Annotated in this window: 11 protein-coding genes; 8 read left to right on the forward strand and 3 right to left on the reverse strand. The window is 50.3% G+C overall.

The genetic code is table 11. From position 1 onward, the window contains the following. Positions 1-50 precede the first annotated feature (50 nt). The 3 genes from LDO05_RS02565 to LDO05_RS02575 form a co-directional block, all read right to left on the reverse strand. Complete coding sequence (locus tag LDO05_RS02565) at positions 51-2,384, reverse strand: ribonucleoside-diphosphate reductase subunit alpha (RefSeq protein ID WP_251377361.1); 2,334 nt, start codon at positions 2,382-2,384, stop codon at positions 51-53. Positions 2,385-2,654: 270 nt separating this feature from the next. After that, positions 2,655-3,173 carry an anaerobic ribonucleoside-triphosphate reductase activating protein gene (gene nrdG / locus LDO05_RS02570; RefSeq protein WP_251377362.1) on the reverse strand — a complete coding sequence of 173 codons (519 nt, stop codon included), beginning with the start codon at positions 3,171-3,173 and terminating at the stop codon, positions 2,655-2,657. Continuing rightward, the gene (locus tag LDO05_RS02575; protein ID WP_251377363.1) at positions 3,170-5,155 is read right to left on the reverse strand and encodes an anaerobic ribonucleoside triphosphate reductase; all 1,986 of its coding nucleotides are present in this window, start codon (positions 5,153-5,155) and stop codon (positions 3,170-3,172) included. Before LDO05_RS02575 ends, nrdG begins: the two co-directional genes overlap by 4 nt. Positions 5,156-5,801: 646 nt before the next feature. Between LDO05_RS02575 and LDO05_RS02580 the strand changes: the two genes are divergently transcribed. The 8 genes from LDO05_RS02580 to LDO05_RS18830 all read left to right on the forward strand — a co-directional run bounded on the left by LDO05_RS02580 (position 5,802) and on the right by LDO05_RS18830 (position 13,918). Further along, positions 5,802-6,101: an MTH1187 family thiamine-binding protein gene (locus LDO05_RS02580; protein ID WP_251377364.1), complete on the forward strand. Its 300-nt coding sequence runs from the start codon at positions 5,802-5,804 to the stop codon at positions 6,099-6,101. 591 nt (positions 6,102-6,692) lie between these two features. Next, positions 6,693-7,385, forward strand: coding sequence for a general stress protein (locus LDO05_RS02585; protein ID WP_251377365.1), 693 nt, complete (start codon positions 6,693-6,695; stop codon positions 7,383-7,385). 562 nt (positions 7,386-7,947) lie between these two features. Next, positions 7,948-8,988: a YsnF/AvaK domain-containing protein gene (locus LDO05_RS02590; protein ID WP_251377366.1), complete on the forward strand. Its 1,041-nt coding sequence runs from the start codon at positions 7,948-7,950 to the stop codon at positions 8,986-8,988. A 148-nt stretch (positions 8,989-9,136) separates the two neighbouring features. Further along, entirely contained in the window at positions 9,137-10,006 is an 870-nt protein-coding gene (locus tag LDO05_RS02595; RefSeq protein ID WP_251377367.1) for a carbohydrate ABC transporter permease, read from the forward strand. Continuing rightward, entirely contained in the window at positions 10,006-10,842 is an 837-nt protein-coding gene (locus LDO05_RS02600) for a carbohydrate ABC transporter permease (RefSeq protein ID WP_251377368.1), read from the forward strand. The genes LDO05_RS02595 and LDO05_RS02600 overlap by 1 nt, the downstream gene beginning before the upstream one ends. Before the next feature lie 89 nt (positions 10,843-10,931). Next, positions 10,932-12,191: an ABC transporter substrate-binding protein gene (locus tag LDO05_RS02605; protein WP_251377369.1), complete on the forward strand. Its 1,260-nt coding sequence runs from the start codon at positions 10,932-10,934 to the stop codon at positions 12,189-12,191. Between the two features lie 367 nt (positions 12,192-12,558). After that, entirely contained in the window at positions 12,559-13,320 is a 762-nt protein-coding gene (locus LDO05_RS02610; RefSeq protein ID WP_251377370.1) for a carbohydrate-binding protein, read from the forward strand. A gap of 475 nt (positions 13,321-13,795) precedes the next feature. Beyond that, positions 13,796-13,918 carry a hypothetical protein gene (locus tag LDO05_RS18830; protein WP_276575535.1) on the forward strand — a complete coding sequence of 41 codons (123 nt, stop codon included), beginning with the start codon at positions 13,796-13,798 and terminating at the stop codon, positions 13,916-13,918. Positions 13,919-13,961 lie beyond the last annotated feature (43 nt).

A 13,961-nucleotide genomic window follows, 5' to 3' on the forward strand; every position in this document is an offset into this window, starting at 1 on the left:
AGGGAGGGTTTGGGTGGGTTGGAAAAAGCCTTTGAAGGCTCTTTGGAATGTTACGATGCACACGACTCGCATTCCTCAATCGTCAGCGCGCGGCTGCGAACATAGTATGTGGATTTGATGCCGGCTTTCCAGGCATGCAAATGCAGGTTCAGGAACTCGGTAGCCTTGATGTCAGGGCGCACATACAGGTTGAAGCTTTGTGCCTGGTCAACGTGGCGCTGACGGGCGGATGCCATCTTAATGGACCAGTTCTGGTCGATCAGGAAGGCTGTTTTATAGTACCAGATCGTCTTCTCGGACAGGTCCGGAGCCGGATTGGCGATTTTGTAAGTCGTCTTCTCTTCGTAAGACAGCAGTTCATACAGTGGATCGATACTTGCGGTAGAACCGGCAATGATCGAAGTCGAGCCGTTTGGCGCGATAGCGAACATCCAGGCGTTACGAACGCCGTTCTCATGAACTTCCTTCTGAAGGGCGCGCCACTCTTCTGTGGTTACATATTTACCTTCACGGGTTCCGTCCGTGTAATGACGGTAGGTGAAGTAATGGCCTGTATCCCAGTCAGAGCCTTCGAACTTCGCATAGCGGCCTTTCTCCTTAGCCAGCTCCATGCTGGAACGGACAAGCAGGTAGTTGATCTTCTCATATAGCGCATCATTGTAAGCCACAGCCTCGTCGGATTCCCAGCGGATGCCTTCCAGGGCGAGCAGGTGATGCAGACCGAATGTGCCGAGTCCGATCGCACGGTACTGGCTGTTCGTGTATTGAGCTTGCAGCACTTCAATATTGTTGATGTCGATTACGTTGTCCAGCATGCGCACCTGGATTGGAACAAGGCGCTCAAGCACTCCTGCTGGAACAGCGCGTGCCAGGTGAATGGAGTTCAGGTTGCAGACAACGAAATCGCCAGGGATCTTCGAAATGACGATGCGTGTCTGGCCATCCTTGGTTACGAGCTCTTCCTGCTCCACCACGGTTGCCGACTGGTTCTGCATGATTTCGGTACACAGGTTGGACGAGTAGACCATACCATGTGCACGGTTCGGGTTGGCACGGTTCACGGTATCCCGGTAGAACATATAAGGAGTTCCGGTCTCCAGCTGGGATTTCATAATCCGTTTCATGATGTCGATAGCCTGTACGGTAATCCGGGAGAGGGTAGGATGCGCCACGGCTTCCTCGTATTTCTCGCGGAAAGCACCTTCGCCAAAGTTCTCATCATAGAAGTCTTCCAGACCGAGTGGACGGCCGTTCGCGTCTTTCCAGCCCATCGTCTTCTTCACTTCGTGCGGACAGAACAGGTTCCATTCGTCACGGTTCTCAACTGCTTCCATGAACAGATCGGGAAGGCAGACCCCGTGGAATACGTCATGCGCTCTCATGCGCTCGTCCCCGTTATTCAGCTTCAGATCCAGGAAGGCGAGAATATCTTTATGGAAAACGTCGAGGTATACAGCAATGGCACCTTTACGTGTACCCAGCTGATCGACGCTGACTGCGGTGTTGTTCAGCTGGCGGATCCATGGGATAACGCCGGAGCTGGTATTCTTGTGGCCGCGGATATCTGAACCGCGTGCCCGTACTTTGCCGAGGTAGACACCGATCCCGCCGCCCATTTTGCTCAGACGGGCTACATCGGTATTGGAATCAAAGATGCCTTCAAGGGAGTCATCCACAGTATCAATGAAGCAGCTGGAGAGCTGCCCGGCTACCTTTTTGCCCGCATTGGACATGGTTGGTGTAGCGGCGGTCATGTAGATATTGCTCATCGCCCAGTAAGCTTCCTTCACCAGGTGCATACGAGTCTCGGCAGGCTCCTTGTGCATCAGGAACATCGCGATCACCATGTAACGCTCCTGCGGAAGCTCCATCACACGGCCGTCGAAATCGTTAGCCAGGTAACGCTCAGCCAGGGTAAGCAGTCCGATATAGTCAAACAGCAGATCGCGCGAAGGGTCAATCATTTCGCCGAGTTCTTCAATCTGCTCTTTGGTATAGACTTCGAGCAGGTCCTCTTTGTATATGCCGGCTTTGGTCAAATCGACAATCAGATGATAGAACGATCCGTAAGGCTCTTCCGGATAAGCTTTGTACCGGCGGTTGTTGGCCGCTTTCTTGTACAGCGTGGTAAGCAGGGCGCGTGCGGCTGCGAATTTCCAGTCCGGCTCTTCTTTGGTTACAAGCTCAAGGGCGGACATGGTAAAAGCATTGCTGATTTCTTCCCCTGTTACTTCATCACGACGGAGCTTGGAGGTCACGCCGCGGAGCAGACGCTCCTTATCCAGTGTAGGCAGGCCTTCGAGTATACGGTCTGCATAAATGCCCAGACGGTTGTTGTCGAAAGCGAGTTGACGGTTGTTCGGTTTATTGACGAAGGATGGCATAGAAAAGAATCCCTACTTTCTAATGAAATAAAATGTATGCTTTGGTAAAATTACAGCTCGGTAAATGTTAGAAACTGTAATGAATAATCTGATTCTGGCAAAAATAACGCGCCCCCAGGAAAAAAGGACCACAAGAAGCAATTATACTAGAAAGATGGTTGACGATAAAGAAAGAATTAAAGACTTTGCTGCCGTTATTTGTATTCAGGCAGTCTGCCGGATTCTAATTATGTGTTCCAACGAACTTACTCGTTATGTGTTCCAACGAACTTACTTGGTGAATACCGATTGCCACAGTATGGCTTCTCCATGCTCAAGACTTTGCTTAATGTCGATAAGCCGCTGATTGGAGCTTCCCCGGTATAGAAGGGAAGGGTCGCGGAGGGCTTCTACATAACGTCCATCAACCAGTACATCACAGCGGCCAAGAAGCGCATATTCATCTGAATCCGACGCAGCGCTTAATTCTTCGTAGGTATAACCGCTGTAGATCCATACGGGGACCGGGCCTGCCTCCAAGTGAAGCAGATCAATGAATCCGCTGACCTCTCGGGCGGAGAAGAAGGGGTCCCCGCCAAGAATGGTCAGCCCGTCCAGCAGGGGGTTGCCCGCAATGTCCCGGATGATCTCACGCTGTCTTGCTAGCGTGAACGGCTCACCGTACTCGAAGTTCCAGGTCTTCGGGCTGAAGCAGCCCGGGCAGTAATGCTTGCAGCCGCTGATGAATATCGCCGCCCGAAGACCTTCCCCTTCATTGATCGATTCCGGCGAGTATCCGCAGATATTCATGAGGTGTGCTTCACCCGGTCTCTGACCTCGGCCTGCTTGGCACTGTTGAACCGGGTCTGGAAGTCCCCGGTCAGATAACCGGTGACCCGGCGCAGCCTGCGGATATGAACTTCATTCTCATGGCTTCCGCAGGAAGGGCAGGTGGCCCCGATAATGCCCTCATGGCCGCAGGCGGAGCAGCGGTCAATCGGATGGTTGATACTGAAATAGCTGATCTGCTGATCCAGCGCGTACTGGATAATCTTCAAGAATGCAGCCGGGTTAGCACGGGCGTTGCCATTAAGTTCAATGTAGGAGATCGCCCCGGCATTGCACAGATCATGGAAGGGAGCCTCCAGCTTGATCTTAGTGGCCGCGGTAACGGAATAATACACAGGAACGTGGAAGGAGTTCGTGTAGTATTCCCGGTCGGTTACGCCGCTTATCGAGCCATAGGAGGCCCTGTCGCGTTTCGTGAATTTGCCGGACAAGCCCTCCGCCGGTGTAGCGAACAGCGTCACATTGAGGTTCAGCTTCTCGCTCTGGCGGTCACAGAAGCTGCGCAGGTAGCGAATCAGCCTTACCGCCTTCTGGTAGACTTCTTCATCCTCGGCATGATGCTTGCCGTACATCGCCTTCATGCACTCGGCGAGGCCGATGAACCCGATCGACAGACTGCCATGCTTCAGCAGCTCTCCAACCGGATCCTCAGGAGCGAGCTGCTCGCCGCCTTCCCAGACGCCTTCGCGCATCATGAAGTCGGAGGCTTTGGCTTTCTGGGCGGACTGGATACGGAAGCGGTGGAGCAGGCCCTCCATGGCAATATTCAGATAATGATCCAGCTCCCGGTAAAAGCCTGCTTCATCCGCCTCACTGCGGCGTCCAAGTACAACTCCGTGCTCGATTCCAAGCTTCACCAGGTTCAAGGTGTTGAAGCTCAGATTTCCTTTGCCGGACAGATGATTCCGTCCGAACCGGTCAGCCAGCACCCGTGTCCGGCAGCCCATTGTGGCGAATTCGGTATCCGGGTCACTCGGATCATAATAGGCAAGATTCAAGGGAGCGTCCAGATTGGCGAAGTTCGGATAGAGCCTGCGCGCCGAGCACTCGGCGGCTTTCAGGAACAAGTCATAGTTCGGCTCTCCCGGAGCCTGATTGACCCCTTTCTTGCATTTGAAGATCTGGATGGGGAAGATCGGCGTCTCGCCGCTCCCAAGCCCCTTCATGGTGGCTTCCAGAATGGAGTCAATCACCAGTCTGCCTTCCGGCGAGGTGCACGTCCCATAGTTGATGCTGGTAAAAGGAATCTGACCCCCGGCCCGGCTGGACATCGTGTTCAGATTATGGATCAGGCTCTCGGCGCCCTGCAGTGTCTCGCTCTCGGTCTCCCGCATGGCATAGCGGAAGGACCGCGGGTAACGCTCCTGCAGATCAAGGCGGCTCATGGAGATCTCTCCGAGATCTGCGGCAGTCATACCGGGCTCCTGCTCCTCGAAGTAATCCAGTCCCTTAAGGAAGTATTTGGCGAAGGATTTGGCCGCATATGGAGCCAGATCATGATCCAGCTTATTAGCGGATACTCCGCCGTACTGGGAGTTCTGCTGGGATTGGAAAATAATTGCGACAAGAGCCATAGCCGTCATGATCGAATTTGGCGGCCGCACGCTGCCGTTGCCTGTGTTGAAGCCTTGGCCAAGCAGCTTGCCGAACGGAATGAAGATGCAATTCGTAGTCCCGATCGCGTATTGGTCCAGATCGTGGACATACACGATGTTGTCCTGGATGGCCTGCACGAGCTGGCTGGGCATAATGAAATGGTTGGCATACCATTTGGCATATTCGCTGCCGAATTTACTCATTTTCCCGGAAAAGCTCTCGCCATTCAGGTTGGCATTCTCACGCAGCAGCTCAAGATCGCGGCTGTTGGCGATATCGTCGCCCAGCCGGATGACCTCATCCAGGATGTGATCCTCTTTGCCGATAGCTTTGGTCATAAGGGACATTACTAACTACTCCTCTCGGTATACCTGTATATACGGATGCAAAAGGAACTCCCCTGCCGGCAGGCATCACCTGTCGTCATGCAAGGTAGCGTTGGGTCTTGAAGTATGTAAATCCGCACCCGATAAGATTGTGCACATCTAGCAGAAGCTAGTATCATAGAACAGGCCCCGGGTGTGTCTTGGCGATTCTCTCAAGAAAGGCTTAGAATGCTTGGAATTCGTGAAAAATGTGGTGTTTCTGAGGGAAATCGTCCCTAGGGTTATTTCTTAAGAAGAAGCCTGTTCATACTATATTTTGTTTGTGTTTAAATACATTACCACAATATATAGTGTCTAAACAAGTCATGAAAATCCATTCTCCTCATAAAAAAGACTTGACTTGTCCACTTCCCGCATCCCGCTTGGGTCCGGGCCATTCAACAAAATTTCACAAAAAAAATTTGTTGAAAATTGAGGAAACAGGATGTATGAGTTCTTGAAAATTTCAGCATTTTACAGATCTATAAGACGCGTGCAAATGTTCATATAGGCGGATATAATCATAACTGCTTGTATTGTCGTGGTTTTGGTATTTGAGAAATGAACTGTTAAAATAAAGGCAGGATTTCTGCGGGTATTTAGAAATAAGAAGAGGGAGGGTATCATCATGGCCATTGCAGAGGTAACGATTATACCGGTAGGAACAGGGTCAACCAGCCTTAGCAGGTATGTGGCGGATATGCAGCACGTCCTGGAGCAGCAGGAAGGAGTCCAGTTTCATTTGACCTCGATGAGTACGATTATTGAAGGGCCGCTGGAGAAGGTATTTGCGGCCATTACCGCCCTGCACGAAGCTCCATTTCAAGCCGGGGCGGGGCGCGTCTCCACATCCATCAAGATTGATGACCGCCGGGATAAGCCGTCTTCCTCGGAGCAGAAGCTCCGTTCGGTAAGAGAGAAGCTGTAGCTGGACTCTTCCTCTTGAAGAGAAGGAGAGGAACCGCACCGGACTGTCTCACTGAGTATTGAACAGTCTTACTGCAGTCTGAGTAGTCTTGGTGCAGTTCTGAATAGCAGCACCAGTTCCGAATAGTCTCGCTGCAGCTCTGGACAGTAGCATCACAGTTCCGGACAGCCACACCCCAGTTCTGGACAGTAGCGTTACAGTTCCGGACTGTCTCGCTGCACTTCTGATCAGTCAGGCCCCTGCATCACCACTTTCCAGTCTCCTTTCAGGGGGCTTTTTTGATTTTATGGAATCTGCGGAGATCTTGAGGGTCTCCTTGAATGTATTAGAGGATCAGATATATCGCTCAAATTACAGGCTTCATAGTGTGTGATTGCTTCCCCATCAAGTCGTCTCAATGCCCCCGTTCAAAAAGGCGGTGCTGCAGCTTACAAGTTTAGCTCTAGAGAGGCTGGTTAAATACATTACAGAATGCCTGTGTAAGTTCTGCGAGAACTGCTTTAGTTAACGTTATTTTAATTGCGTTATTTTAATTAACGCTACTTTAATTAACGTTACTTACATTAAGGAACACTTAGGGAGGTTAATCTGATGACTGAGAAAATTGTGGGTGTATTTCAGACCGAAGATGAGGCTACCGGTGCGATACAAGAACTGAAGGACCAAGGGATCCCTGCGGAGGATATTTCGATTATAGCCAAAGACAGACGGCACCTGAACTCCATCAATGAGGAGACGGGAACGAAGTCGCCAGAAGGCATAGCTGCGGGTGCCACAGCAGGCGGTGTGCTCGGGGGTGTAACAGGACTGCTCGCCGGGCTTGGAGCTCTGGCGGTTCCGGGAGTAGGGCCGATTCTTGCCGCTGGACCTATTGCGGCTGCCCTCACAGGAGCGGCTCTTGGTGCTGGTGCAGGCGGATTGGCAGGCGGGCTTGTTGGTCTTGGCGTCCCCGAGGAACAAGCGCGGGTATATGATACAAGGGTCAATGAAGGGCGTATTCTGGTACTCATTGATGCCGAGCCTTACCAGATGAACGGCATTTACCAGGCGTTCCGGGACCATAATTCCCTGAATGCCCATTATTACAGCAACAACAATTCCTCGGATAGAACTGAGGAGCAGGAGGTTGTGGGCACTCACGAGAGCAGGAAGGATGAGGAGAACATGCCTTGGTACAATGAGAAGGATGTTCCGCCAGATCCGGAAGCCGTCGTGTCTAATGCGGAGAACAAGGAGCGGGAGCTCCATGAGCTTCATGAGGAACAAGTAAGGAAGCACCGCTGATCCGGCAGGAGCCGGACAGTGCGGCACTTTGCGACTTCCGTTAGTTGGCATGGGTTAAGTGTTATCAGAACTAGCTCGCACTGATCAGCACTAGACTGCTCTAGTGCGCTCTTTGACGGACGCTAGCTTCCTCTAACGGGCGTTAGCCCGCTCTAATGGGTGCTAACACGCACAAATAACCGCCTGCAGCAGGCGGTTATTTGTGTTGAGAGTGAAGCGGGCGAAGGGTGGCATGGGCTCAAGTCCGAGTAATTTTACATGACGCTCTAATTCTAATATTTAGATAAGCAGTCTAATGCTGATTCTTCAATAAGCAGTCTAGTTCTGATTATACAAAAAACTGGTGTGTGCAGTCTGGGTGCCTATGTTTTCATTCTATGCTGCCCATCCATAAAAATAAATTGCATGTTTAGCTCTCGGGACAGTGGTTAATTACATGTTACGTTCGACGAATCATTTATAAGGATTGCACTAAGGCAGGTTATCTTGGTTCATTCCCTATACCTGGATTCGGTTCAACAGTAACACTACAAAAATACGAACAACGTGGAGGTAAACTAACATGACTAAGAAAATTGTAGGCGTATTTAGAAACGACAATGAGGCAACGAACGCGATTGAAGAACTAAAACGTCAAGGTTTCAAGGCAGAAGATATCTCCATTGTAGCGAAAGATAAGCGTGATGTATCCGCAATTAGTGATGAGACAGGTACCAAGGCGCCTGAAGGTGTGGCTACTGGCGCAGCGACCGGCGGTATTCTTGGCGGCGTTACAGGCTTGCTTGCGGGCCTGGGCGCACTGGCCATTCCTGGTATCGGGCCGATTGTGGCGGCAGGACCTATTGCAGCAGCACTGACTGGAGCAGCTGTAGGCGCTGGAGCAGGCGGACTTGTAGGCGGTTTGGTCGGACTGGGAATTCCTGAGGAAGAGGCCAAAGAGTACGACACCATGGTTAATGATGGACGTATTCTGGTTATAGTTGACGCCGATTCCGCGCAAGAGGGAAGAATCTATCAGATCTTTCGGGATAACAACTCTCTAAATGCTCACTATTATAATAAATATCAAGATAGCAGCAATGTTCAGACTCAGGATGTGGTCGGTACTCATCTGAGTGCGGCCGATACGGGCACCAAGCCTGTATACAATGAAGTAGATAATGCGGCAATCTCATCCGGAACAGGCCGTTCATCTGCAGAGAGAGAATCCGACAAGCTGCGTCTGCATGAGGAGCAGCTTACGGTAGACAAGAACCGCGTTCAGACAGGTGAGGTTCAGATTCATAAAGAGATTGTTGAAGAACAGAAGACGATCAATGTCCCTGTTACCCACGAAGAAGTTGTCATTGAGCGCAGAGCGGTACATGACGGGGATAGTGTAACAGGCCAACCGATTGGCAAGGATGAGACGATCCGCATTCCGGTTAGCGAGGAGAAGGTGGAAGTCAACAAGCAGTCTGTAGTCACCGGGGAGATTGAGGCCCGCAAGCGCGAGGTTCAAGAGACCGAGCAGGTACAGGATGTAATCCGCAAGGAAGAAGCGCGTGTGGAGCGCAGCGGCTCACCGGAAGTAAGAGAAGAGCAGCTGAATAACCGCCGCTAATCCTTGTATATGCTGAGCTGACAACCTGATCATATATACAGTAATATTACGGGCCGCCCATCAGGGCGGTCTTTTTTGCGGGCGATTCAAACCCGGGCTCAAAAGGTAATAAAAGAAACAAAAGAGTACATAACGAGGGGTGATACGCATGGATCAGAAGAAGTCTTCAAGCTGGCTGCATCAGCTTGTCTTTGTTGGACCTTCGGCCATATTTTTTTTCCTGATCGTGGCGGTCCCGTTCTTCCTGGGGCTGTATTATTCATTCACTAGCTGGAATGGAATCTCGAAGCACGTCACTTGGGTGGGGCTGAACAACTACATTCATATTTTTACCAAAGACCCCGATTTCCTGAATTCCTTCTGGTTCACGGTCAAATTCACGGTGCTTGGCGTAGTTCTGACTAATGTGCTTGGGTTCGTCCTTGCTTATCTGCTGACTAAGCCGCTGGCTACAAGAAATGTCATGCGTACCGTGTTCTTCATGCCGCACGTCATCGGCGGGCTGCTGCTGGGCTTCATCTGGCAGTTCATCTTCGTCCGCGGCTTCCAGTCGATTGGAGGCCCATTCTTCAGTCTCCCGTGGCTTGGAACAGAAGCGACTTCATTCTGGGCCATCGTGATCGTTTTTATCTGGCAGAACTCGGGTTACCTGATGGTTATCTATATTTCCTCCCTGGGAGCGATCCCGAGCTCACTTATCGAGGCCGCCAAGGTGGACGGGGCGAGCCGGAAGCAGGTGCTCCGCCATATTATTCTGCCGCTGGTTATGCCGGGAGTGACCGTCTGTCTATTCCTCGCGATCTCCTGGTCGTTCAAGCTGTTCGACCTCAACCTGTCGCTGACCAAGGGCGGACCTTTCAAGTCCACTGAATCTGTGGCGCTTAACATTTATAACGAAGCCTTCAATATAAGCCGGTTCGGGATGGGCTCGGCCAAAGCTATTATTTTCTTCATTATTGTGGCGATCATTTCGATTCTTCAGGTCCGGGCGACCAAGAGCAGGGAGGTTGAGGTCTGATGGATACTATCAAAAAGTACCGTTCATCGTATTTCCTGATCGAGATCATTCTGATTCTGCTCGGGCTGCTGTTCCTGGTACCGTTCTACTTCCTGCTGGTCAATTCGGTCAAGGAATTCGGCGAGATTCTAACGAACTCGGCAGGCTGGCCAACCGCCTATAAATGGAGCAACTATACCGAAGCCTGGACGAAGACCACGTTCCCGCAGGCCTTCGGCAATTCACTTCTGATTACGATTGTCAGTAATGTTCTGCTGGTGCTGACATGTTCGATGGCCGCTTACCGCATGGTGCGACATGATACGCGCTTTAACAAGCTGCTGTATGGTGCATTTGTTGCCGCTATGGTCATTCCTTTCCAGTCCCTGATGATTCCTCTGGTCAAAGTGGTGAGTACGCTTGGCGTTATGGATACACGGACAGGCCTTATTCTATGTTATCTGGGATTTGGGGCGCCGATTACGGTATTCCTGCTGCACGGATTCGTGAAGACAGTGCCGATCGACATCGAGGAAGCCGGCCGGGTTGACGGGAGCGGGACTTTCGGGATCTTCTTCCGGCTTGTGCTTCCTTTGATGCAGCCAATTATCGTCACGGTCATCATCCTGAATACGCTGTGGATCTGGAACGACTATCTGATGCCGTCCCTTATCCTGCAAAGTCCTGAGATGCGCACGATTCCGATTGCGACCTATGCCTTCTTTGGTCAATTCACGAAGCAGTGGGATCTGGCGCTCCCGGGACTTGTGCTGGGCATCGCGCCGGTGGTTATCTTCTTCCTGGCCATGCAGAAGTACATTATTGAAGGAATTGCTCAAGGCTCGGTCAAAGGGTAGACGGCATGGAGGAGAAGCTTAGAGCTGCAGGACGAAAGTTCAAGCACTCCATGTAGAGTATAGATGCGGAAAAAAGGAGGTTGCATGATATGAAGGTATGGGCGAGAGGACTCGCGCTTCTGATCCTAACTGCTCTGGCGATCACCGGCTGCGGTAGGGGTGAAGCTGCCGATGGCGGCACCAAGACGGTGCATATATTTCAATTCAAGGTAGAGATCTCCGAGGCGATGAGCCGCCTGAAGGCACAGTATGAGAAAGAGCATCCAGGTGTGAAGCTGGATATTCAGACTGTCGGAGGAGGTAGTGACTATGGAGCCTCCCTCCGGGCCAAGTTCTCCTCGGGCAAGGAACCCGATATCTTCAATATCGGGGGCTACCGGGAAATGGACATGTGGCAGGATTACCTGGAGGATCTGTCGGGCGAGCCTTGGGTGAAGGACGTTAAGCCGATTGCGAAGGAGCCGATGACCAAGAATGGGCGCCTGTATGGTCAGCCGATGAATCTGGAGGGTTATGGATTTATATACAACAAGGATCTGTTCAAGAAAGCGGGAATCGAACAAATTCCTGTGACACTGACAGAGCTTGAAGAGGCCGCGAACAAGCTTAAGGCCGCGGGGATTGTACCTTTTGCCAACGGGTATCAGGAATCGTTCGTCCTCGGGAATCACAATATCAACCTGGCTTTTGCTAATCAGAAGGACCCGGGAGCCTTCATAGAGGGATTGAACAACGGGAGCCAGAAGTTCTCGGACAATGAGGTGCTTAAGGAGTGGTCGGATCTTCTCGATCTAACCCTGAAGTACGGCAATGAGAATCCGTTAACAACCGACTATAATACCCAGGTAACTATGGTCGCCAGCGGCCAGGCTGCGATGATGCAGCAGGGGAACTGGACCCAGGGCCAGATTGACGGAATCAACCCCAAGCTGAATCTGGGCATCCTGCCTATGCCGATCAACAATGACGCGGGGAATGACAAGCTGTTCGTGGGAGTTCCAAATAACTGGGTAGTGAACAAGAACTCTCCGGTGAAGGAAGAAGCTAAGGAGTTCCTGAATTGGCTGGTCACCTCAGAGACAGGCAAGAGCTATATTACCAAGGAGTTCAAGTTCATCCCGGCATTCGACAGTATTAAAGGACGGGAAGAGGATCTCGGGGCATTGGGAATGGAAGTGTTGAAGTACACCGATGCAGGGAAGGCACTAACCTGGAACTGGTTCCGCTTCCCGAACGGTATGTCGCCCGAATTCGCCAGCAGTATACAGGCATATATAGGCGGCAAAATCAACAAAGAAGAAATGTACGCCCAGTTCCAGCGCAACTGGGATAATCTGAGCGCTCAGTAGTGCCGGATTACCAGGGAAAGGGCGATGTTAAACCTTAAGAAGGTGTCTCCAAAAGCCTATGGATTATGGGCCTTTGGAGGCACCTTTTATCATTTTGCGGTTAAAATATCTTGCCATGTGTCTTGGATGCGTCTCTCGTTAAATCCTGGTTATTTGATAGAATTTAAAACTTTCTAACTATTTACATACAATCAGTCTAGATTTATTGTAATAAAAGGAAATATCTTACTTCATGAAATTTTCATCCATTTTCACATAGCGGGGAGGGGTGGGAGGTAAAGTAAGGCTATTAAGGGTCTATATGCTGGTTTAGTCGGCGGATCGAAGATCACCAAATTAAATTAGAGGAGTGGAGATTGTGAAAGCAATGAAGAAACTATTTGCTGGATTGATGATGTTTTCTCTGATTTTAGGTATAACGTTTACGGGATCGGCGTTTGCAAGCAGTAACGAAGTCAAGCTTATTGACTCGGATGTTAGTGTGATTTATAAAAACGGCTATGTCGGTTTCAGCGGCAATATTGAGGTTGCGAATCTGGGACCCGTGAAGAACGTAACAGTCCATTACACAACAAATAATACAACCTGGTATGATACGAGCGCGTCTTATGTAGGGCCAACGGATGCAAGCCATGAGAAATGGCATTTCGGTATTTTCACCAATGATGCTACCAATGCAGCACATCCCGAGCTGAAGAATCTGAACTCCATCAAGTTCGCTATCAAATACGAAGTGAATGGCCAGACTTATTGGGATAACAACGGAGGAGCGAATTATTACAATGAAGTGAATCGTTCCTATCCGATTACATCCATCATTCTGGGAGAACCGAATGTGCTCAACGCAAGCAGCTCACTGAGCAATGGTACCTTCAGCGGCAACATCTACGTGAAGAATCTGAATGCGGTCAAAACAGTAAAAGTTCGCTACACCACAGACAACTGGGCGACAACCCATGAGGGCAGCGCCACTTATACCGGCCCTCTGAACAATTTCAATAGTGTTGAGGGCTGGAAATACAGCTTCGATGTTCCGGGTGCCGCTAATGTTAAATATGCGATTTCGTATACAACAGACGGGCAGACATACTGGGATAACAACTACGGCCATAACTACGTGGTTCAATAAGGTATTTACCGGTAAAATAGACGCGAGCGCCTGACAGGGAATCCTGCGGCGCTCGCTTGTTGTTCACATATTATTATAGTAATCCCTGTCTTCGTGTACACGTTGCGAAAACAAGGCGATGTTCCTGCTTCAGATCATAACTGACGTTTTTCTAAAACAACAAAAGCCCTACCTCTCTCTTGTCCTTGCGGCTCCAATGACCGCGCCAGTGTGAATCAGAATACTCCAAAATTCTTACTCTTAGGGTTAGTTCAAATAGGAATTTCTTGCAGATACTTAGGAGAGTTATCATCTTATTGAGGAACTACATATATGAGGGTATATAACCTAAATACATATTATACAGTATATTCAAATTAAGTGCAACACACATTATGAAATGAAGGATATCGGGTTAGAAATATACTAAGGTGGTTATTAAATCATACCATGTTTTTATTGTGCTTATTTCCAAATCCGGAAAGGGGAGTTCAAAATGGGTTCTGTTGAAGATGTATGGTATACCGTTGGTTTTTATATACTCTTGGCGGTCGGAATCGCCCTGCTGGGCGGCTGGCTGCTCTGGCTGAATAAGAAAGCCAAGAATAGCAAAAAGTAGTCGCTCCTCCCGTTCCAGTCACACAGTCTGGAAGCCAATTATG

Origin of the sequence: Paenibacillus sp. YPG26 (assembly GCF_023704175.1) — a bacterium.
GTDB lineage: Bacteria > Bacillota > Bacilli > Paenibacillales > Paenibacillaceae > Fontibacillus.

Bases quoted from the DNA above. Each gene is read 5' to 3' on its own strand.
- LDO05_RS02595 (WP_251377367.1), top strand. From the start codon at position 9,137: ATGGATCAGAAGAAGTCTTCAAGCTGGCTGCATCAGCTTGTCTTTGTT.
- LDO05_RS18830 (WP_276575535.1), top strand. From the start codon at position 13,796: ATGGGTTCTGTTGAAGATGTATGGTATACCGTTGGTTTTTATATACTC.
- LDO05_RS02605 (WP_251377369.1), top strand. From the start codon at position 10,932: ATGAAGGTATGGGCGAGAGGACTCGCGCTTCTGATCCTAACTGCTCTG.
- LDO05_RS02590 (WP_251377366.1), top strand. From the start codon at position 7,948: ATGACTAAGAAAATTGTAGGCGTATTTAGAAACGACAATGAGGCAACG.
- LDO05_RS02575 (WP_251377363.1), bottom strand. From the start codon at position 5,155: ATGTCCCTTATGACCAAAGCTATCGGCAAAGAGGATCACATCCTGGAT.
- LDO05_RS02585 (WP_251377365.1), top strand. From the start codon at position 6,693: ATGACTGAGAAAATTGTGGGTGTATTTCAGACCGAAGATGAGGCTACC.
- LDO05_RS02565 (WP_251377361.1), bottom strand. From the start codon at position 2,384: ATGCCATCCTTCGTCAATAAACCGAACAACCGTCAACTCGCTTTCGAC.
- nrdG (WP_251377362.1), bottom strand. From the start codon at position 3,173: ATGAATATCTGCGGATACTCGCCGGAATCGATCAATGAAGGGGAAGGT.
- LDO05_RS02610 (WP_251377370.1), top strand. From the start codon at position 12,559: ATGAAGAAACTATTTGCTGGATTGATGATGTTTTCTCTGATTTTAGGT.
- LDO05_RS02600 (WP_251377368.1), top strand. From the start codon at position 10,006: ATGGATACTATCAAAAAGTACCGTTCATCGTATTTCCTGATCGAGATC.
- LDO05_RS02580 (WP_251377364.1), top strand. From the start codon at position 5,802: ATGGCCATTGCAGAGGTAACGATTATACCGGTAGGAACAGGGTCAACC.